The following is a 20,201-nucleotide window of genomic DNA, read 5'->3' on the forward strand; positions in this document are numbered from 1 at the left end:
TTAAGGTTGAAAGTCATTAACGACAATCAAATATAACTATCCGATTAGTTAAACTACGATAGTTTCGTAGAATTTAACAGTTTTTAACAGATGGTCCAGTGAGACCTTGTATCAGAATTTAACTGTTTATTTGAACACTAGCCATCAAGCCGGCCTTTTATCACCAGCGTGTCCGCCATCAGATCGTGCAGGCATTGCTGCTTTTTGTTAAAAAAGCACATAAGATAACCTATAAACAGCGTAAGGGTAGAAACGTATTTAGCCAAATTTCGGCTCAGAGCTTTGGATGAACTGACTTGTTCGCCATATATGTCGCACACGCGGATGCCGAGCAGTTGTTTGCCATAGGTCCCCTGCTTGGGTCCGCTTTCCATTTTGGTGTTATAAATGATCTTGGCGATAGGTATTAGTGCTATAATACCAATTGTGACAACAGCTCTAATAAATTTATCAGGAATAATGAGCATGGCTGCAAACGCGATAAACACAAACCCGGCGGAAACAATCAACCAATCCAGCACGGCAGCAATTGCCCTTTGATCGAAACTACCAAAGTACTGCAGCGGCAACGCTTGCTTTTTAAAGCCGAAAAGCTGCCGCAGTTCGGCAACTTCATGAGCTTCTTTATAATCGTCCATAACGCCGTTACGTACAAAATCAACAGGCTTGACCTTACGCGCCTTAAGCTCATCAATAGAATAAGGGCCTTCGGGCTTACCATTAACTACAAGGATGTAGGTATCAATGGAGGGTTCAGAAATGTTAAAGCCGGAAGGTTGCATAAGGTCAAATCTAATCAATTTAACTGTTATGCCCTCTCCCGGCTTTTAAGGTTAGGTGGGGTAAAGTTTAGTACCTGTTCACGTTAAAGTCAGATACTCCACCCTTAAGTTTAATGTACATTTTATTAGTTGCTGTGGCGAAACCCGGGGTTTCCCAACGGTTATCTTCTTTCTTATCGAACTCGTCAAAATCGTTTGATGACAGGCCTGATTGTGTGGTGATCTGGCAAGCGGCACCTTTTGGTATGCGGATGTGCACCTCAGATACACCGGTTGATACCTCGATGTTAGTTGTTGCAAGCGGCATTCCCATTTTGATGTCGTAAGATGCTGCGCCCCCGTTGATATTAAGCGATTTCACCTTGAATTTGCTCAGATCAAAGTCGGTTTCGCTGGCACCTGTTTTAATATTTATCTCCCACTCCGGCGTTGTATTCAGTTTCAGGTAAGCGGTGTTTGTTTTGTCGCTGTCGAAGTTGAAGCTGTTGTTCTTCCTGTTCTTCATTCTGAAATCTATTACCGGTATGTTACCGTCCATGGTTTTTACGTACTCATAACGGTTAACAAACTCTTTGGTCTCTGCAGAAAACAGCTCGCTTGTGGTGTCTTTTAAGTCGAATACAGAGGCGCCACCATTAATATTTAAACGTGCGGTAGTTGTGCCTGCGGTGAAAGGTTCATTAAACTTACTGCTTCCCTCCACCTTAATTACACCTTTAGAGCTGGCGGTATCATCTCCATCTGAATCATGATCGCTGAAATTAAAGTTGCCGTTATGATGGTTCCAGTACACACGGTTTCTCTCAGGAGCAAATATCAGCAGGCCAAATGCAAGTATAACTACCGCCACCTTAACAACCGCTGCCCAAACGGTGTGGTTGTTTGCGAGCACCAGATTAACGCCGCCCATAATCAGGAACACAGGCCAGAGGTAAATAACGTTTCCCCAGTGAAAGTCGATAACGTTATAATTATTCAACAAGAATATTGCGCCTATTAAAACCAGGATAATGCCCGGCATAATTTTGTTACTTTTCATGATTATATAGTTGTAGGGTTATCGTTGTTAGGTTCTTCGCTCTTTTTATTCAGGTCAATACCTGCGCCTTTTTCTGTAGACTCACCTGCGGCAGGAACTTCGGTTTCAACTGTCTTGTTCCAGCCTTCTTTTTCCCATGGCTGCTTTTTTTGGCCGCCATATATTACTGCTATGCCAGCTACTACCAGCAACACAGGCCAAAGTTTGTCAAAATCCCAATCGGGAATAATGTTTAGCTCGTCCACAAGGAATAATGAGCCAAGTGCTATTAGTATACAGCCGAACACCATGCCGGCATTTGAAGGCTTTTTAGGTTGAAAAGGCACCTTGAAATTAGGATCAAAGGGTGGCGGCGTACCCATTCCGCTAAAATGTTGGAACGGTGGTACCCGGTAATCTACACCCGGATTAAAGTTGGGGTCCTGATAAGCATAGGGGCGCTTAGGCATTGCTATTAGCAAGATGATGTACATTAAAAAGCCGGCTCCATGAGTTACGAACAACACCAGGAACACCAGGCGTACAATAGTTACATCGATGTTTAAATAATCGGCCAGGCCGGAACAAACACCACCTATCATCTTGTTGTGTTCGTTTCTATAGAGCTTCTTTTCCATTTTGTTTAGTTTTATAGTGTTAATAATTAGATCTGTCCGTACTTCGGTGTAACGATCATCTCATCAACATTGGCACCCGGGCTCATGTTATAAATGGTCAGGATTGCGTCGGCTATATCCTCCGGTAAAACCATCCTGTTCTTATCTACATTAGCACCGCGCCATGAGTCTGTTAATGTCGAGCCCGGGATTATGGCGGTAACCTTTACTCCATGTGGCTGCATTTCGAGTTTCATTACCTTATTAAGACCTAATAACGCATACTTTGTTACTGTGTACACCCCTGCCTCGGGTACGGGTGCAAGGGCTGCTATAGAGCAAATATTGAAGATGTGCCCTTTACCGACAGAAACCATGCGTTTACCGAAGAAACGATATAGTTCATAGGCCGGCATAAGGTTGGTATCTATCTGTTTTTGGAAAGAATCTTCGCTGTCTTCCAGTATAAAGGAAGGCTTGAACATACCTACATTATTCACTAAAATGTCGACAAAACCCATGTTTTTGTCGGTGAATTCGGCAAAGTTTTTCACATCTTCGCGTTTACTTACGTCTGCTACCATGGTAAACACTTGTATTTGGGGAGCGATTTGCCTTAGTTCGGCTTTAATATCTGATAATTCTTGCGCGTTACGAGAACAAATTGACAAGTTTAATCCTTGTTTAGCAAGTGCGATGGCTGTGGCACGGCCCATGCCTTTTGTTGCTCCGGTTATTAATGCGTTTTTCATGATGATAAATAATGTGTTTTTGCTGTGAATAACGTGTGTGCTATTAAAAGTAATTGAATTATAACAAGCCGTAAAGCTTAAAATTAAAAACCGTATTTTTAACCCAACTTAGCCTCCAAGGATGTTCCACAGTTTAGGAAAATATATACTTCTACTTCGTTTAAGTTTTAAAAAGCCCGAGAAGTTCAGTGTTTACTGGGCAGAAGTAATGCGCGAGATGGTCTCTATAGGTGTAGGCTCATTAGGTATCATATCTATTATTTCGGTATTCATCGGTGCGGTAGCTACCATACAGGTCGCGTTTCAGCTGGCTAGCCCGCTGGTACCAAAAAGTATCGCAGGCAGCATCGCGCGAGACTCTACCATTCTCGAGTTTAGCCCGACCATATCGGCTCTGGTGCTTGCAGGCCGTGTTGGTTCCAGCATTGCGTCGCAAATTGGCACCATGAGGGTTACTGAACAGATAGACGCATTAGAAATAATGGGCGTAAATGCTCCGGGGTACCTTATTGCCCCTAAAATATTAGCCTCTATAGTAATGTTCCCGGTATTAGTTGTTCTATCCATAGTTCTGGGTATGCTTGGCGGTTATCTCGCCTGCGTATTCAGCGGCGATATTGCACCTGCTGAATATGTAATGGGGCTTCATGATGGCTTTGACCCGCTAACCATACAGGTTGCATTAGTCAAGTCTTTTTCATTCGGTTTTATTATAGCTTCAATATGTGCTTATCAAGGCTTTTATACATCGGGCGGTGCGCTTGAGGTAGGCCAGTCGGCTACAAGAGGCGTAGTATACAGCTGTGTTATGGTTTTATTTGCAGATTTGATGATCACCAGGTTGATGCTATGATAGAAGTTAAAGACATTTATAAAACCTTTGGTGATAACGATGTGCTTAAAGGCATCACCGCTACTTTCCAAACGGGTAAAAACAACCTTATTATTGGTGGTTCAGGATCAGGTAAAACCACCCTTTTAAAGTGCATTGTAGGTTTGCATGAACCCACTAAAGGCCAGGTGTTTTTTGAAGACGAGAACTTTACCGAGATGGACTTTGAGCAGCGTGTACCTATACGTACCCAAATTGGCATGCTCTTCCAGAACTCGGCACTGTTTGACTCCATGACTGTTGAGGAAAACATCATGTTTCCGCTTAATCTTTTCACAAATCAATCAGCAGCAGAAAAGCGCGACAGGGCAAACTTTTGCCTTGAACGCGTAAACCTTAAGGATAAGAACAAGCTTTTCCCGGCTGAACTTTCCGGCGGTATGAAAAAGCGTGTAGGTATAGCCCGGGCAATATCTATGCAGCCAAAGTACCTTTTTGTGGATGAGCCTAACTCTGGCTTGGATCCTAAGACATCCATCCTGATAGATGACCTGATCAATGATCTAACATCTGAATACAACATGACCACTGTAGTAGTTACGCACGATATGAACTCCGTAATGGGCATTGGTGATCACATCATATTTTTACACCAGGGGCAAAAGTGGTGGGAAGGCAGCAATCAAGAAATATCAAAAACAGATAACCAGGAGCTTAATGATTTTGTATTCGCCAGTAAGTTTATGCAAGCTGCAAAAGGCAAGCTGTAGCCTCAAACTTGCGGTATACAGTTTACAACAGGCATCATATAAGATTAGCTATATTTGCACTTTTAAATGAGCCAAAAGCGTAACTGCAAACCGGCAACTGCAAACTGAACAATGATCCAACTCCTTACACCAACCCACTGGAAAGATTACGAACTAATAGATTGCGGCGATTTTGAAAAGCTGGAGCGATTTGGTAACACTATACTCATACGACCAGAACCACAAGCTGTTTGGAGTAAAGCCTTAAGCGAAGCTGAATGGCAAAAGCTGCACCATATTAAGTTTAAAGGTCGTTCTGCAACATCCGGCGAATGGTTGAAGAAAAGTCCGCAAACGCCTGACCGCTGGCACATCGAATACAAAAATAAAGATGCAGCTATAAAATTTCGGTTGGGCCTCACATCATTTAAACACGTAGGTATTTTCCCTGAGCAAGCTGTTAACTGGGATTATATATCCGGCAACATTAAGAAGTTTAAAACGCCTGCTCCAAAGGTGCTTAACTTGTTTGCCTATACCGGTGGTGCTTCATTGATAGCAAATGCGGCGGGAGCCGAAACCACACACGTAGACTCAATTAAACAAGTGGTCACCTGGGCAAACGAAAACCAGGAGATAAGTGGTTTAAAAGATATCCGCTGGATGGTAGAGGATGCTTTGAAGTTTGTAAAGCGCGAAGTAAAACGCGGTAAAAAATACAACGGAATTATACTTGACCCACCTGCTTACGGCAATGGGCCTAACGGTGAAAAGTGGAAGCTGGAAGATAACATTAACGAGATGATACATGATGTTATTCAGCTATTGGATCCCGAAGAACATTTCTTGATACTGAACACCTACTCTCTTGGTTTCTCCTGTGTGATCATAGAAAACCTGATCAAAAGCGCATTCCCGAAAGTGGAAAACCTGGAGATTGGTGAACTGTACCTGCAAGCCACTGCCGGCCCTAAATTACCGCTAGGCGTGTTTGGTAAATTTTATAAAAATAGGGCATGATAGTCGGGTCAATTTATATCTTTACAAGAATAATATTTAGCTAAACAGAAAAACATACCGGGTTATTAATACCTCAACTTAAGCAACTTTACCTCACCTATGAAATTCAACCGCGCGCTTTTTCCTGCCCTCTTTGTGCTTTGCACAGCCATTTTCTTTACTAATTGCACATCAGACACAGGCAAAAAAGCCGATGCAAAAAAAGCCGGTGACACCACCGCCAAAAAAGACGAAGACCAGCCGGACACCCTTGGTGTAGTAAAATCAAGCTATCCGCCAACAGACAAGGCTCAGTATGATTCGTTATTAAAGTTTAATGCTCACGGCGATACATCTGGTCGCTGGCCGGTAAAGGGCGCTCCTTACCCACTAGGTGGTGCTATTTTGCCATACAAACGTGTAGTTGCGTTTTACGGTAACCTCTACTCTAAAAAAATGGGTATTTTGGGTGAGCTTCCGCCTAACGAAATGCTGGCCAAGTTAAAGGGCGAAGTAAAACACTGGGAGAAAGCAGATCCTAAAACCCCTGTACAGCCTGCCCTGCACTACATTGCTGTAGTTGCACAAGGTGATGGCGGTAAAGACGGAAAATTCCGTTACCGGATGCCATTTAAACAAATAGACAGTGTATTGGTGCTTGCTAAAAAAGCTCATGCAATTGTGTTTTTGGATGTTCAGGTGGCCTTAAGCAACATACAGGCAGAATTACCTTTATTTGAAAAATATCTTAAAATGCCGCAGGTACATTTTGGTATGGACCCGGAGTTCTCTATGAAAGATGGCAGCAAACCTGGCAGAAAAATAGGTACTTACGATGCAGCCGACGTTAACTATGTATCGAACTATCTGGCCAACATTGTAAGAAAGAATGGCTTACCACCAAAGATATTGGTAGTACACCGCTTTACTAAAAAAATGGTGACCAACTACAAGAACATTAAACTGCGCCCCGAAGTTCAGGTAGTAATGGATATGGATGGCTGGGGTGAACCGGACCTGAAAACCGGCACTTACCGCTACTTTATCAATCAGGAGCCTGTACAGTTCACAGGCTTTAAGTTGTTCTACAAAAACGACATTAAAAAAGCGCCGCACCACATGCTTACACCAGAAGAAGTGTTATCGCGCTATAAACCATATCCTATTTACATCCAGTATCAATAATTAATACAGATGCAGGAAATTAGAAGCCCTGAGTTAAACAACTCAGGGCTTCTTTTTACTTTTATGTTTTAGATTTTACAAGTAATATGAAGTGGGGTATTATTGGTTGCGGACGCATTGCGCACCGCTTTATGCACGGACTAAGCGCTTTGCCGCAGATGCAGCTTGTGGCATCATGGTCGCGCAGGAGGGAAACTGTTGAAGCCTTTGTAGCACAATATGGTGGCAGGGCTTGCAGCAGTGCAGAAGAGCTGCTTGCCAGCGACATTGACGCGGTTTACATTGCCACCTTACCGGATAGCCATGCGGATTATTGTATACAAGCATTTAACGCCGGTAAACCGGTGCTCTGCGAGAAACCTGCAACCGTAAACCTGCCTCAGTTAAACGCCGTGCTTGCTGTTGCACGCGAAAAGAAACTGCTGTTTATGGAAGGCATGAAGCCGCCCTTCTACCCACTATACACCAAGCTGAAGGAATACATTCAACAAGACCCGATAGGCTCTGTCGAATACGTGCGGGCAGGCTCATCAGTTGCAGACATTCCGCGTGACCATCCTAACTTCAGTTATGAGCTGGCAGGCGGCAGCCTAATGGGTATCGGCATTTATGAAGCCTTCCTGGGACTGGATTGGCTTGGCGACACTCATGAGGTGCAGGCGATGGGCCGCTTTAGCGGGATGGAGATTGACATGTTCGGCATCTTTCAGACCAGCCACGAGCGTGGTTATGGGCAATTTTACACCGGTTTTGACCTGCATGGCAAAGGCGACGCGCTAATATGCGGCACCCTGGGCCACATCACTATTCACAAAAATTGGTGGAATCCTGCCACGGCTACTATCAACTATCTTGATGGCCGAACGGTTGTTATCGACGAACCGTTTACCCATGGAGGACTAAACTACGAGATACAGCACTTTGCCGATCTTTTTCGCGCGGGTGAGTTGGAGAGCCCGATTATACCTCACAAAATGTCTCGTGGTATGATCTCGATGATAGATGAGGCTCGGAAAATTGTAGGCCTGAAATTTAAGGGTGAATAGTTTTACTAAACTGTTTCGGTTAGCAGAAGCGAAACACCCGAAACACTTAAATACTATAATACACTAATAGTCAAATCATTACAATTTAGGGCGAAACAAAGCGAAACAGCAGTACTAGTAGATACAAGACCACAAACTACTGTTAATCAGCATTCTATTATAAAAGTCGAACTTTAGTCCAGAAAGCGAAACAGTCAGACCGAAACACTTCAACCTTGTAAAACATCACACATCAATGATAACTAAATCTTCTTAATACAAAAAAGTCCCGTTGCGTTTATCACACAACGGGACTTCATTTATAATTCTAGCTTTATTAAGAAACCATTTGCCTGCGGATGATGTTAAGCGCGCCGCCTGCTTTAAACCACTCTATCTGCTGTGCATTGTAAGTGTGGTTCACCTGGAACTGGTCGGTTGTACCATCAGCGTGGTGCAGCACAACGGTCAGTTGTTGGCCCGGTGCAAAAGTTGTCAAACCTACTATATCAAAGGTATCGTCTTCCAGTATCTTATCGTAGTCGTTGCTGTCGGCAAAAGTAATGGCCAGCATACCTTGTTTCTTCAGGTTGGTTTCGTGTATACGGGCAAATGATTTTACCAATATGGCACGTACACCCAGGTGGCGTGGTTCCATTGCAGCGTGCTCGCGAGATGAGCCTTCGCCGTAGTTCTCGTCACCTACTACAACTGATCCTATACCGTGCGCTTTATAGTCGCGCTGGGTAGCAGGCACAGGGCCGTACTCACCGGTAAGCTGGTTCTTAACGCTATCAGCATTAAGGTTAAAGTAGTTTATAGCACCTATGAGCATATTGTTAGATATGTTGTCCAGGTGGCCGCGGAACTTCAACCATGGGCCTGCCATAGAAATGTGGTCGGTAGTACATTTACCTTTAGCTTTTATAAGCAGTTTGAGGCCGGTCAGGTCGGTACCTTCCCATGCAGCAAACGGATCAAGCAATTGCAAACGTGCAGATGTAGGGCTTACAATTACCTCTACTGCGCTGCCGTCTTCGGCTGGTGCCTGGTAACCTGCATCTTCAACAGCATAACCTCTTACTGGCATTTCTATACCCATTGGCTCATCCAGTTTCACCTGCTCGCCGTCCTTGTTGGTCAGCGTATCGGTAAGCGGATTAAAGGTAAGGTCGCCTGCAATGGCCATAGCCGTTACAATCTCAGGTGAAGCCACAAACGCGTGTGTATTTGGGTTACCGTCCTGGCGTTTAGCAAAGTTGCGGTTAAAGGAGGTGATGATAGAGTTCCTGCGGGTAGGATCGTCTGTGTGGCGGGCCCACTGGCCAATACAAGGTCCACAAGCGTTAGCTAATACAACGCCGCCCATAGCTTCAAATGTACCCAGGTAGCCATCACGTTCTACCGTATAACGTACCAGTTCTGATCCGGGGGTTACTGTAAACTCAGCCTTGGTTTGCAAGTGCTTATCAATAGCCTGTTGTGCAACAGATGCTGAGCGGGTAATGTCTTCGTAAGATGAGTTGGTACATGATCCAATCAGGCCAACTTCCAGCTCGGTAGGCCAGTTGTTCTCTCTGACCGCTGTAGCAAATTTAGAGATAGGCCAGGCCAAATCCGGTGTGAACGGACCATTGATGTGTGGCTCCAGTTCGCTCAGGTTAATTTCAATTACCTGGTCAAAGTACTGGTTAGGGTTAGCATAAACTTCTTCGTCACCAGTCAGGTGTTCTGCAATAGCATCAGCCATTTCAGCTATCTCAGCACGCTTGGTACCTTTCAGATAGTCAGCAGCTTTTTGGTCGTAACCAAATATTGAAGTGGTAGCGCCAATTTCGGCACCCATGTTACAAATGGTAGCTTTACCAGTGGCCGACATAGAACGTGCACCTTCGCCAAAGTATTCTACTATAAAGCCTGTACCACCTTTTACAGTAAGTATACCGGCAACACGCAGGATAACGTCTTTAGCAGAGGTCCAGCCTGATAGTTTACCTGTTAACTTTACGCCCAGCAGCTTAGGGAACTTTAGCTCCCACGGTAAGCCGGCCATAACGTCGCAGGCGTCAGCACCGCCAACACCAATAGCAACCATACCCAAACCACCCGCGTTAGGTGTGTGCGAGTCGGTACCTATCATCATACCACCAGGGAAAGCGTAATTTTCTAACACTACCTGGTGGATGATACCTGCACCGGCTTTCCAGAAACCGATACCGTATTTATCAGATACAGAAGAAAGGAAGTCGTAAACTTCTTTGTTAATATCTTTAGCAGTGCTTAAGTCGGCATCAGCACCAACTTTAGCTTGTATAAGGTGATCGCAATGTACGGTAGACGGAACAGCAACCTGCGGGCGGCCTGCCTGCATAAATTGCAGTAAAGCCATTTGCGCTGTTGCATCCTGCATAGCTACACGGTCAGGTGCAAAATCTACGTAGTCGTTACCGCGTTCAAAAGCTTTGGATGCATCACCTTCAGAAAGGTGGGCATATAATATTTTCTCAGTTAATGTAAGTGGTTTACCGGTCGCTTTACGGGCAGCATCCACGCGGGTGCTGTAGCGATCATAAACCTTTTTGATCATATCTAAATCAAAAGCCATATTGTTTGATTTTTTTAGTGGTGAAAAAGAGGTTGGCCATCCATTCCGGCGGTCAGCCGCGAATTTACAAATTATAACATTTATTCACAGTCAGGGGTTTGTACAATTCTTATTTGGATATGTTCTAAATAGACGCCCCCTAGCCCCCTGAAGGGGGAACTAAATAAACTAACATTTACTTAGCTAACTAAAGTCCTCCCTTTAGGGCGTTAGGGGGTTTTGGTTACCTTTATGATCTTGTCATTACTGCCGGTGCTAGTAATAATGTATACATCACCAGCCGGGCTTATAGCTACATCGCGTATCCGGCCGTAAGTACCCTTGTAAAAAGTATTCACCGTCTCCACTTTGCTGCCATCGGCACTTAGCTTTAGCTGCAGTAGTTCCGAATCTTTAAGCACAGCCAGCAGCAGCGAGTTCTTCCACTGTGGTATTGCATCGTTGTTGTAATAATCTATTCCGGAGGGAGCGATGGTCGGGGTCCAGGCGTAAATCGGTTCGGCAACGTTGCTTATCGGGCAAAATCCCTGCTCAGCGCTGGTGTTACAAAATCCCTCTACATTCGGCCAGCCAAAGTTGCGGCCCTTCTGGACAATGTTTATCTCGTCATCAGTAGTGTTACCATGTTCGGAGCTGTAAAGCCTGTCGCCAACAAACACCAACCCCTGCGGGTTACGGTGACCAAACGACCACAAGGCGCTACCAGCAATAGGGTTATCCGCCGGGATACTGCCATCTAAATTAATCCGCTGTATTTTACCTGCCATGTTGGTTTGGTCCTGCGCCCGGGACGATACAGAAGCATCTCCGCTGGTGATGTACAGCTTTTTATCGGTAGAGATCGCAAGGCGGGTTCCGTTGTGTATGCCGGCAGCAGGTATATTGTCCAGCAGCACCACGGGGTTAACCAGCGTGGTACCATTATAGGTGAACTTCACAATCTTTTTGGTGTAAGCTCCTCCTTTGTTATAATTATAGGCAACAAACACTTCGGGCGTCGCGCTAAAATCAGGGTGCAACACCATTCCCAGCAAGCCGCCTTCGCCCTGCGACACTACATCAGGCAGTGTGGCTAACGACGTAATAGTACCGCTTGCCGGGTCTACCCTGCTTATTTTGCCGCCACGTTCGGTTATCCACAGTTTATTATCCGGCCCCCAGAGTATTTCCCACGGGAACGTCAGGTTTTGAGTTAGTACAGCGTCGGTAAGTTTTGCATCGGCAGGCGGATTGCCACCGTTATTTTCATAAGAAGTTTTCCCGCATGCGCTAAAAAGCACCACGGCAGCCATCAGGGCAAGCGTAATCCTGTTCCTCATATCCGTAAGTTTAAGATGGTTTATGATTGATGAACAGGCAATTGCCTTAAATGTTGCATACAACAGCTGCTTAGTGCATTAGCCAGGCGTAAAACTTCCCAAAAACATGTTGCCACTGTGCTTCGTTGTGCTTGGCGCCCTTTATTATCAACGGCGCAGGCACATTAGTGCGAGTTAAACCGCTGGCAAGCAGTACAGTGTCCATCTTCATTACATCTGCCACCTCATTGCCCTCCTGATCGCCACAAGACAAAAAGATTTTTGCTTTTTTGTTTACCCCGGCCGCTAGCGGATATATTTGTGGATTGAGCCAAAATGATGGCGACAACACCCCGGCAGTACCAAACACGTCCGGATACTTGATAACAGCGTACATAGATATTAACCCACCCATAGAGCTGCCAATAATAGCGGTATGCTTAACGTCCGTAAGCGTGCGGTAAGTACTGTCAATATGGGGCTTAAGCGTTTTTACCAGAAATTCCAGGTAGGCGTCACCCTCAGCTTTGCCATATTTGCTGTCGGATGGGCTATACTCGGTTATGCGATACTTATCTCCATGGTATATGCCAACTATTATAGACTGCTTATTAGCAGGCACAGCTTTCATTGCCGAATCAATATACCAATTACCATAAGGTGCCTTAACATCGCTGAAAAGGTTTTGCCCGTCATGCATATAAACAACAGGGTACTTCTTTTTTGATGACGCGTACCCCGCAGGCAGGTAAACCCTTATAGTGCGCTCGCGCTTAAGCTGCTGAATGTTTATTTTAAAGGTGATAATGCGGGCGGTATCTGCAGCTATGTTTTGCGCCTTTGCACCAAAACTTAACAGTATGCAGGCAAGTAGTAACACTATTTTTGAAGATTTAAACATGATGTAAGATAAGAAATATCTGTCGCCGATCAGTTCCATTCTTTTGTACTTCCGTTATAGCGTTAGTGCTTCAAAGTTATAACCTGCTTTGCTCCAATACTCCAATGCCCGGGGTAGTACATATTCCAGCCGTTTGAATGCCTTTAAGCTATCGTGAAAAACAATGATAGAGCCTGGCCGCGTATACTTGATTACTTTACGCAAGCATTCGTCCGGGTCGAGGCTGGTATCAAAATCCCCGCTTAACACATCCCACATAATTATTTTCAGTCCCGGGCGGCTGTCGCGAAGCATTTTTATTTGCTCCCGTTTAATGCGGCCATAGGGTGGGCGGAAAAGAGCAGACTCCATCAGTTCGTCGGCCTTCAAAAAATTATCGAGGTAGGTTTCATTATCCGTATCCCAACCACGCAAGTGATTGTAAGTGTGGTTACCTATGGCGTGACCGGCATTTTTCACCTCATTATATACCTCAGGATGGCGGGTAACATTATCTCCAATACAAAAGAAAGTAGCCTTAGCTTTATAGGCTTCTAAATTTTTTAATACGAATGGTGTAACAATGGGTATAGGGCCGTCGTCAAACGTCAAAAAAATGGAACGGGCAGCCGGTTTAACGTCCCAAATAAGTGAGGGATAAAGCTTTTTGAGCAGCCCGGGAGTTTTAATAAGGTACATTTCTGCAGTTTGAAATGATCTGGTCCGCTAACAAAGGTATATGCAAAGGCAAATATCTTTTACTTATTATCGTACGCCACTAATTATGAAACTAAAATACTTACCCGCAAAAGTAACCATTGCCTGCTTAGTTTTACTTGCCACGGTAAACATTAAAGCCAATGCCCAGGAGGTAATTACCCTGCAAAAGGCAGTTGACCGCGCATTGGACCGCAACCTTACCATAAAACAGGCGCAATTTACCGAGGCGCTGAGCACCGAAGATTACAAGCAATCTAAATACAACCGGTTGCCGAGTGTAAGTGCAAACCCGCAGGCCTCTTTTAACTTCGGCCGTAATATCGACCCCACCACCAACCAGTTTATCAACCAACGTATATTGGCAGTTAATGCCGGTGTAAGCGCGCAGGTTCCCTTGTTCCAGGGCGGACAATTACGCAACCAGATCATCCAAAACCGCATTTTGGTAGATGTTGATAAGAGCAACACCGCAAAGGTAAAGAACGACCTTATCCTGAGTGTGGTTACTCAATATTTAACTATCCTTACAAACCAGGATTTGGTAACAGCAGCAAAGCAACAGATAGAAATCTCGAAAATAGCGCTTGACCGCGCGCAAAAACAGTATGATGCCGGTAACCAAACCCTGGCAGACCTTTCACAAGCAAAAGCCCAGCAATCTACCAACGAGCTTAACCTTACCAACGCCCAAAATCAACTGGACCTTTCAGTACTGATATTAAAACAGTACATGGAGATGAATCCACTAGAAGAGATAACAGTAGAGAAGCCCGACATCAGCAAATTAAACGATATAAAAACAGTTTACAACGAGGCGGACCTGCTGAAAAGCGCTTTAGAAATAAACCCTGACGTTAAGTTAGCAGAAACAAGACAAGCTGCCGCCAAACAAGGCATTAAGGTAGCGTTGGGCAACTATTATCCCAGTTTAATATTGTTCGGCGCAGCAAACTCATACTACTCTGATGCCAGGGTTAGAATAGACGGAAGCTTTTACCCGTTCTTTAGCCAATTGAACGACAACTTTAACCAGGCAATAGGCATACAGTTACAAATTCCCATCTTTAACAGGTTCCAGGCACGTACAACTGTCAGGAAGGCTAAAATAAACTTTGAGAGCGCAGCCGTAAATACACAACTGGCAAAAAATAACCTGAGCAAAATCATCATCCAGGCAGTGTATGACCTGCGTGCCGCAGAGAAAAGACTGGTTAGCACAACACAAACCTACCAGGCAAATAAAGATGCGTTTAACACCGTTCAGCAACGCTTTAACGTAGGGCTGGTGAACTCGCTTGACTATAACACATCATTAACCAACCTTAACAAATCACAGTTCGACCTGATCAATGCCCGTTACGAAGTGGTGTTCAGAAGTAAAGTGATAGATTATTACCTTGGCAACCCTATAACACTATAAATTAACTAATAAACTCCTGAAATTACGTATCATGGGAAAGACTACTAAATATATCCTTTTTAGCATCGGCGGTGTTATCGTACTGCTTTTTGTCCTTAAGGCTGCCGGTGTAATTGGCAAACCTAAACTAACGCAGGTAGCCGTAGAAAAGGCTGAAACACGCGACATTAACGAGAATGTATCTGCAAGCGGCAAAATTAAACCTCACCTTGAAGTTAAAATAAGCCCCGAGGTAAGCGGCGAGGTTGTTGAGTTACCTGTAAAGGAAGGTGACGTGGTAAAAAAAGGCCAGCTGCTTTGCCGTATCCGCCCGGACATCTTAAAATCAGGTTACGAGCGTGCGGTAGCATCATACAACACACAAAAAGCCAGCGTTGGTAATTCTGCGCAAATGTTAAAGCAATCCGAAGCTACTTTCACCAACCAGGCCTCTATATTTAAACGCAGCCAGGAGTTATACAAAAATAAAGTGCTTACCACTGCCGAGTTTGAACAGGCTAAGGCAAACTACGAAAGTGCCAAAGCTTCTCTTGAAGCAGCAAGGCAAAACGTAGTAGGGTCTAAATTCGGGTTGGAGCAATCATCTGCGTCTGTTAAAGAAGCGCAGGATAATCTGGCAAAAACCACCATTTATGCACCGGTGGACGGCGTGATCTCAAAACTTTCTATCGAAAAAGGCGAACGTGTTTTGGGTACCCAGCAATTTGCCGGTACCGAGATCATGACCCTATCCGACCTGAATAATATTGACGTAAACGTTGATGTTAACGAGAATGACATTAATCGTATTAATACCGGTAACCCTGCACAGATAGAAATAGATGCGTTTTTGGGTAAAAAGTTTGAAGGCAAAGTTATAGAGATCGGCAGCTCGGCAAACGTAGTTGGCACCAACGCCGACCAGGTTACCAACTTTACTGTTAAGGTGAGGATAACTGCGCAGTCATACATTGATCTATTGAAAAAGAATGCTGCCAACCACTCTCCCTTCCGCCCGGGATTGACTGCAACTGTGGATATACAAACCAATCACGTAAGAAGCTTAGCCGTTCCTATACAATCAGTCACTACCCGCGACGAAAAGAAGGCTGAAACCAAGCCAGACAATAACAAAGATGATAACAAACGTACCGCAAGTACGCCTATAGCTAAAGAATATGTATTTGTGCTTGATAAAGGCAATAAAGTAAAACAAGTGCAGGTAACTACCGGCATACAGGACGATACCAACATCCAGATACTAAGCGGCCTAAAGGGTGGCGAAGAAGTAGTATCGGCACCATTTGCTGCAATCTCAAAAACGCTTAAAGACGGAGAAGTAGTTGAGAAAGTAGATAAATCTAAACTGTTCAATACAGAAGGGAAAAAGGATTAATCCAACGTATGAGATACGCAAGAAGGGCAATGGAGATTCCATTGCCCTTCTTTGTTTTACAGCTGTTTGAGTCTCAATTTTACTTTGTAATTCAGGTAGCTGTAATTATGCTTTATAATTCATTAATTTGTTGTGGCTGGCAAACCAATGTGCCCGCTATTACTTTGTACTATTAATGCTGAAGCAAATCAACAAGATAACTATAGTAGGCGGTGGCAGTTGGGCTACAGCCAACATCAAAATGCTTACCGATAACACGGTAGAAAAGGAGATATTTTGGTGGATGCGCAACGCGCAGGCCGCCGAGCACATCATCAATTTTGGACATAATCCAAATTATCTAAGTTCTGTAGAAATAAAAGTTCCAAAAGAAAATATTTCCTGCGACCTTAAAAAACTGATTAACCAATCTGATTGCATCCTGTTGAACGTTCCGGCCGCCTTTCTTAAAGAGGCGCTTGCCGGCATAACACCGGAAGACTTTGCAGGAAAAAAGGTGGTTTCGGCAGTAAAAGGCATAGTACCTGATGAAAATCAGATCATAGGCGAGTTCATGAACGAAAAATATAAAGTATCGTTCGACGATTTTATGGTGATCAGCGGGCCATGCCATGCAGAGGAAGTAGCGCTGGAAAAATTATCGTATCTTACAATTGCTTCCCAGGATACTGCGCTTGCAACGGAGTTTGCCAGCATGCTAAACACCAGGTACATTAAGACCATTGTGTCCGACGACATATACGGCACCGAGTACGGCGCAGTACTTAAAAACATTTATGCCATTGCCAGCGGTATCTGCCACGGCGTTGGTTACGGCGACAACTTTCAGTCGGTATTGATATCAAACGCGATACGTGAGTTGGAGCGTTTTGTAGATACCGTACATCCTATTGATCGCGACATTAAAGAATCTGCCTACCTGGGTGACCTGCTGGTAACTGCTTATTCACAGTTTAGCCGTAACCGCACTTTCGGCAATATGGTAGGAAAAGGTTATACGGTGAAGTCGGCCCAGTTGGAGATGAATATGATTGCGGAAGGATATTATGCAGTAAATTGTCTACAGCAGGTGAACTTACAATACAACGTTCCTATGCCCATCTGCGAAGCGGTTTATGCCATTTTATATAAAAAAAGCCCACCAGCGGCAGAAATGCGTAAACTGGCAGAAAAATTGAGTTAACAGCTAAGTAACTTAATAAAACTACCATGAAACGTATATTCACCACAGCCCTGTTTGCGGCTGGTTTATTTGCCGCATCAACCACCTTTGCACAAACACACAAAGACACTACTCTTGGTCAGAAAGTTGGCAGCACAGCAAAAAAAGGCTGGCATGCTACCAAGAAAACAGCCAGTAAAGTAGGTAACAAAACTGCTGAAGTAACCTCAAAGGGAGCATCTGCCGTTGCCGACCAAAAAGTTAAAGACAAAGTTGCTCCCGGCGGACAAACAGTTTATGTTGACGGAAAATCGCGCTATTATTACGTAAGTAAAAAAGGCGGGCACGTTTATGTAAAAGAGTCTGCACTTATAAGCAAACCTTAATATTTACGGAGGCACTCAGGTGTCTCCGTACTTCTTTACCACCTATGAAAACCTTCGCCCTCACTTTCATCCACATTGCTTGTGCCATTGTCTTGCTAATGGCAGCCTGCCACAAGAACGATTCTACGTCTAAAATAAAAGGTAATTGGAAATCTAAAGATGGAACAACCACTCTGAAGATTACCGATAAGCAATTCACGCTGGATAATGAATCTCCTGTTCCGGAAGATTACTTTGTTAAAGGTGATACTATTTTCACATCCTTTGAAGGCAACCAGCCTTACACCAGGTTTGTAATTGAAAAAGCCGACGAAAAGAACTTGAACTTATTGTTTCCGGACTCTGTTACGGTTGAGTTTACCAGATAAAACAAAAGCCTCACGGATGCTTGGCAAACGAGAGGCTTTGTAAACAAAACTAAACTAAAACTGTGTTTCCGGTTAACTACTCCGGAAACTCTTATGAAAACTAAACTAAACTTTTAAACTTAAGACCTTCTGCGGCGTTCGGGTTTATCCTCGCGGCGCTTTCCACTAAAGTCGCGGAAACCACCACCAGTGTTACCACCCGAGAAGCTTTTTTCGCGAGAGCCACCTTCACGTCTTTCGCGGTTAAACCCGCCCTCACGTTTTTGGTAGCCACCCTCGCGCCTGTTACCACCACCGCCACTACGGCTTGTGCTAACACCTTCGCCGGATATCTCTATCCTAACGGGACGACCTTTAAACTCAACGCTTTTAAAGTTGTTCATTACTTGATCTACATCGCCGTTGTTCACTTCAAAGAAAGAGTAAACACCTTTAACATCTATCTTACCAACGGTGCGGCCACTTATTTTAGCATTGTTGCAAATATAACCCAGCAAATCGCCGCGGTTAAACTCGTCAACAGAACCCAAGTTGATGAACAAGCGTGTATATTCTGAACGCATACCATCGCGGTTAAAGCTTTCGCCTCTTGCACCTTCAGCACGACGGAAGTCGTCAGCAGGAGCATTAAGGTCTGGCGCGTTCTTATAGTAATCAAGGAAACGATTAAATTCCAATGAAGCAAAGCGTTTAATTACTTCTTCTTTGCTCAATTCGGCAAACTCATCCATTATACGTGGAATGTACTGCTCTATCTGGCTCTCGTTAACTTCTACATTATGTACTTTATGTACCAGCGCAAAGAGTTGTTTTTCACAAACATCAAAACCTGTTGGTATCTCTGCTTTAACAAACTTTTTACCAATAACACGCTCTATCTGGCGTATCTTACCAAGTTCCTTGCTGTTGATGATAGCGATAGATACACCTGTTTTACCTGCACGTGCCGTACGGCCGCTGCGGTGGGTGTAGTTTTCTATCTCATCAGGTAACGAGTAGTTAATAACGTGTGTAACATCATTAACGTCTATACCACGTGCCGCTACGTCAGTCGCTATCAGTAATTGAAGGCTGCGCTCACGGTAACGTTTCATTACCTTATCACGCTGTTGCTGAGAAAGGTCGCCGTGCAAAGAATCAGCATTGTAGCCGTCTTTAATAAGCGCTTCCGCAATTTCCTGCGTTTCTATTTTGGTACGGCAGAAAACAATACCGAATATCTCGGGGTTAAAATCTACAATACGTTTAAATGCTGCGTACTTGTCACGGGCACGTACTACATAGTATTCGTGATCAATGTTGGCATTACCTGTATTTTTTTCGCCCATGGTCAACTCAAAAGGGTTGTCCATATATTTTTTAGCGATGCGCCTTACTTCAGAAGGCATTGTAGCCGAGAAGAGCCAGGTTTTTTTCTCTTCGGGCGTGGTGGACAGGATGTTGTCAATGTCTTCTTGGAAGCCCATGTTGAGCATTTCATCAGCCTCGTCTAACACAACATATTTAACCTGCGAAAAATCGATCGCTTTACGGTTAATAATGTCAAGCATACGGCCGGGGGTTGCAACAACAATTTGCACACCGCGGCGTATAGTACGCAGCTGGTCGCTTATGCTTGCACCACCATAAACAGCAACAACGTGTACGTTGCTCATTTTTTTGGCGTAGTTGTTAATGTCGTTCGTGATTTGTAAACAAAGTTCACGAGTTGGGCATAAAACAAGAGCTTGCGGATGATTTTCTTCGAAATCGAGCAGTTCTAATAGCGGCAGTCCAAAAGCAGCTGTTTTACCGGTCCCGGTTTGGGCTAATCCGACAAAATCGTTGCTGCCTGTTAACAATACCGGAATTGACTGTTCCTGGATTGGTGTAGGATTTTCAAATCCTAACTCAGAGATGGCATTAACAATATCATGACGGATCCCCAGTTCAATAAATGGGTTGTTCATGAATTAAAATAACGTCTTCGGCTACATCGCCAAAGCGGCTGCAAAGGTATAGTTATTTAACTTATAAAACAACAGCAAT

The 20,201-nt window shown here is 44.3% G+C and carries 19 protein-coding genes; 10 read left to right on the forward strand and 9 right to left on the reverse strand.

Translation table 11 applies throughout. The features are described 5' to 3' along the window. Positions 1-137 precede the first annotated feature (137 nt). From AC59GT_RS11270 to AC59GT_RS11285, 4 genes are all read right to left on the reverse strand, one after another. Complete coding sequence (locus tag AC59GT_RS11270) at positions 138-782, reverse strand: RDD family protein (protein ID WP_497237724.1); 645 nt, start codon at positions 780-782, stop codon at positions 138-140. Between the two features lie 67 nt (positions 783-849). Further along, positions 850-1,821, reverse strand: a complete 972-nt coding sequence (locus AC59GT_RS11275; RefSeq protein WP_497237725.1) for a toast rack family protein — start codon at positions 1,819-1,821, stop codon at positions 850-852. A gap of 2 nt (positions 1,822-1,823) precedes the next feature. After that, a complete protein-coding gene (locus AC59GT_RS11280; protein WP_497237726.1) occupies positions 1,824-2,438 on the reverse strand; it encodes a PspC domain-containing protein in 615 nt (204 codons plus the stop codon). A gap of 26 nt (positions 2,439-2,464) precedes the next feature. After that, a complete protein-coding gene (locus AC59GT_RS11285) occupies positions 2,465-3,169 on the reverse strand; it encodes an SDR family oxidoreductase (protein WP_497237727.1) in 705 nt (234 codons plus the stop codon). 121 nt (positions 3,170-3,290) lie between these two features. Between AC59GT_RS11285 and AC59GT_RS11290 the strand changes: the two genes are divergently transcribed. From AC59GT_RS11290 to AC59GT_RS11310, 5 genes are all read left to right on the forward strand, one after another. Continuing rightward, positions 3,291-4,022: an MlaE family ABC transporter permease gene (locus tag AC59GT_RS11290; RefSeq protein ID WP_497237728.1), complete on the forward strand. Its 732-nt coding sequence runs from the start codon at positions 3,291-3,293 to the stop codon at positions 4,020-4,022. After that, positions 4,019-4,771 (forward strand): ABC transporter ATP-binding protein, encoded by a 753-nt coding sequence (locus AC59GT_RS11295; RefSeq protein ID WP_497237729.1) that lies wholly within the window; start codon positions 4,019-4,021, stop codon positions 4,769-4,771. The genes AC59GT_RS11290 and AC59GT_RS11295 overlap by 4 nt, the downstream gene beginning before the upstream one ends. 111 nt (positions 4,772-4,882) lie before the next feature. Continuing rightward, on the forward strand, positions 4,883-5,770 hold the full coding sequence (locus tag AC59GT_RS11300) for a class I SAM-dependent methyltransferase (protein ID WP_497237730.1): 888 nt from the start codon (positions 4,883-4,885) through the stop codon (positions 5,768-5,770). Between the two features lie 99 nt (positions 5,771-5,869). Further along, the gene (locus tag AC59GT_RS11305; protein ID WP_497237731.1) at positions 5,870-6,934 is read left to right on the forward strand and encodes a hypothetical protein; all 1,065 of its coding nucleotides are present in this window, start codon (positions 5,870-5,872) and stop codon (positions 6,932-6,934) included. A gap of 86 nt (positions 6,935-7,020) precedes the next feature. Beyond that, complete coding sequence (locus tag AC59GT_RS11310) at positions 7,021-7,980, forward strand: Gfo/Idh/MocA family protein (protein ID WP_497237732.1); 960 nt, start codon at positions 7,021-7,023, stop codon at positions 7,978-7,980. Between the two features lie 316 nt (positions 7,981-8,296). Here the strand turns inward: AC59GT_RS11310 and AC59GT_RS11315 are convergent, their stop codons facing one another. The 4 genes from AC59GT_RS11315 to AC59GT_RS11330 all read right to left on the reverse strand — a co-directional run bounded on the left by AC59GT_RS11315 (position 8,297) and on the right by AC59GT_RS11330 (position 13,441). Next, positions 8,297-10,564 (reverse strand): aconitate hydratase, encoded by a 2,268-nt coding sequence (locus AC59GT_RS11315; RefSeq protein WP_497237733.1) that lies wholly within the window; start codon positions 10,562-10,564, stop codon positions 8,297-8,299. A gap of 209 nt (positions 10,565-10,773) precedes the next feature. Further along, positions 10,774-11,883: a PQQ-dependent sugar dehydrogenase gene (locus AC59GT_RS11320; protein WP_497237734.1), complete on the reverse strand. Its 1,110-nt coding sequence runs from the start codon at positions 11,881-11,883 to the stop codon at positions 10,774-10,776. A 70-nt stretch (positions 11,884-11,953) separates the two neighbouring features. Beyond that, the gene (locus AC59GT_RS11325) at positions 11,954-12,763 is read right to left on the reverse strand and encodes an alpha/beta hydrolase (protein WP_497237735.1); all 810 of its coding nucleotides are present in this window, start codon (positions 12,761-12,763) and stop codon (positions 11,954-11,956) included. 54 nt (positions 12,764-12,817) lie between these two features. After that, positions 12,818-13,441 (reverse strand): polysaccharide deacetylase family protein, encoded by a 624-nt coding sequence (locus tag AC59GT_RS11330; protein ID WP_497237736.1) that lies wholly within the window; start codon positions 13,439-13,441, stop codon positions 12,818-12,820. An 85-nt stretch (positions 13,442-13,526) separates the two neighbouring features. Between AC59GT_RS11330 and AC59GT_RS11335 the strand changes: the two genes are divergently transcribed. From AC59GT_RS11335 to AC59GT_RS11355, 5 genes are all read left to right on the forward strand, one after another. Next, complete coding sequence (locus AC59GT_RS11335) at positions 13,527-14,882, forward strand: TolC family protein (RefSeq protein ID WP_497237737.1); 1,356 nt, start codon at positions 13,527-13,529, stop codon at positions 14,880-14,882. 31 nt (positions 14,883-14,913) lie between these two features. After that, a complete protein-coding gene (locus AC59GT_RS11340) occupies positions 14,914-16,257 on the forward strand; it encodes an efflux RND transporter periplasmic adaptor subunit (RefSeq protein WP_117383754.1) in 1,344 nt (447 codons plus the stop codon). Positions 16,258-16,432: 175 nt separating this feature from the next. Further along, entirely contained in the window at positions 16,433-17,440 is a 1,008-nt protein-coding gene (locus AC59GT_RS11345) for an NAD(P)H-dependent glycerol-3-phosphate dehydrogenase (RefSeq protein WP_497237738.1), read from the forward strand. A gap of 26 nt (positions 17,441-17,466) precedes the next feature. Further along, entirely contained in the window at positions 17,467-17,805 is a 339-nt protein-coding gene (locus AC59GT_RS11350; RefSeq protein WP_117383752.1) for a hypothetical protein, read from the forward strand. A 44-nt stretch (positions 17,806-17,849) separates the two neighbouring features. Further along, positions 17,850-18,173: a hypothetical protein gene (locus AC59GT_RS11355; RefSeq protein WP_497237739.1), complete on the forward strand. Its 324-nt coding sequence runs from the start codon at positions 17,850-17,852 to the stop codon at positions 18,171-18,173. A 119-nt stretch (positions 18,174-18,292) separates the two neighbouring features. Here AC59GT_RS11355 and AC59GT_RS11360 read toward each other — a convergent pair whose 3' ends face one another. Then, positions 18,293-20,122: a DEAD/DEAH box helicase gene (locus AC59GT_RS11360; RefSeq protein WP_497237740.1), complete on the reverse strand. Its 1,830-nt coding sequence runs from the start codon at positions 20,120-20,122 to the stop codon at positions 18,293-18,295. Positions 20,123-20,201: the final 79 nt, after the last annotated feature.

Source organism: Mucilaginibacter sp. 320_HR (assembly GCF_059691875.1).

Excerpts from the sequence above, each read along its gene's own strand:
- AC59GT_RS11270 (WP_497237724.1), bottom strand. The coding sequence starts at position 782 with ATGCAACCTTCCGGCTTTAACATTTCTGAACCCTCCATTGATACCTAC.
- AC59GT_RS11275 (WP_497237725.1), bottom strand. The coding sequence starts at position 1,821 with ATGAAAAGTAACAAAATTATGCCGGGCATTATCCTGGTTTTAATAGGC.
- AC59GT_RS11280 (WP_497237726.1), bottom strand. The coding sequence starts at position 2,438 with ATGGAAAAGAAGCTCTATAGAAACGAACACAACAAGATGATAGGTGGT.
- AC59GT_RS11285 (WP_497237727.1), bottom strand. The coding sequence starts at position 3,169 with ATGAAAAACGCATTAATAACCGGAGCAACAAAAGGCATGGGCCGTGCC.
- AC59GT_RS11290 (WP_497237728.1), top strand. The coding sequence starts at position 3,291 with ATGTTCCACAGTTTAGGAAAATATATACTTCTACTTCGTTTAAGTTTT.
- AC59GT_RS11295 (WP_497237729.1), top strand. The coding sequence starts at position 4,019 with ATGATAGAAGTTAAAGACATTTATAAAACCTTTGGTGATAACGATGTG.
- AC59GT_RS11300 (WP_497237730.1), top strand. The coding sequence starts at position 4,883 with ATGATCCAACTCCTTACACCAACCCACTGGAAAGATTACGAACTAATA.
- AC59GT_RS11305 (WP_497237731.1), top strand. The coding sequence starts at position 5,870 with ATGAAATTCAACCGCGCGCTTTTTCCTGCCCTCTTTGTGCTTTGCACA.
- AC59GT_RS11310 (WP_497237732.1), top strand. The coding sequence starts at position 7,021 with ATGAAGTGGGGTATTATTGGTTGCGGACGCATTGCGCACCGCTTTATG.
- AC59GT_RS11315 (WP_497237733.1), bottom strand. The coding sequence starts at position 10,564 with ATGGCTTTTGATTTAGATATGATCAAAAAGGTTTATGATCGCTACAGC.
- AC59GT_RS11320 (WP_497237734.1), bottom strand. The coding sequence starts at position 11,883 with ATGAGGAACAGGATTACGCTTGCCCTGATGGCTGCCGTGGTGCTTTTT.
- AC59GT_RS11325 (WP_497237735.1), bottom strand. The coding sequence starts at position 12,763 with ATGTTTAAATCTTCAAAAATAGTGTTACTACTTGCCTGCATACTGTTA.
- AC59GT_RS11330 (WP_497237736.1), bottom strand. The coding sequence starts at position 13,441 with ATGTACCTTATTAAAACTCCCGGGCTGCTCAAAAAGCTTTATCCCTCA.
- AC59GT_RS11335 (WP_497237737.1), top strand. The coding sequence starts at position 13,527 with ATGAAACTAAAATACTTACCCGCAAAAGTAACCATTGCCTGCTTAGTT.
- AC59GT_RS11340 (WP_117383754.1), top strand. The coding sequence starts at position 14,914 with ATGGGAAAGACTACTAAATATATCCTTTTTAGCATCGGCGGTGTTATC.
- AC59GT_RS11345 (WP_497237738.1), top strand. The coding sequence starts at position 16,433 with ATGCTGAAGCAAATCAACAAGATAACTATAGTAGGCGGTGGCAGTTGG.
- AC59GT_RS11350 (WP_117383752.1), top strand. The coding sequence starts at position 17,467 with ATGAAACGTATATTCACCACAGCCCTGTTTGCGGCTGGTTTATTTGCC.
- AC59GT_RS11355 (WP_497237739.1), top strand. The coding sequence starts at position 17,850 with ATGAAAACCTTCGCCCTCACTTTCATCCACATTGCTTGTGCCATTGTC.
- AC59GT_RS11360 (WP_497237740.1), bottom strand. The coding sequence starts at position 20,122 with ATGAACAACCCATTTATTGAACTGGGGATCCGTCATGATATTGTTAAT.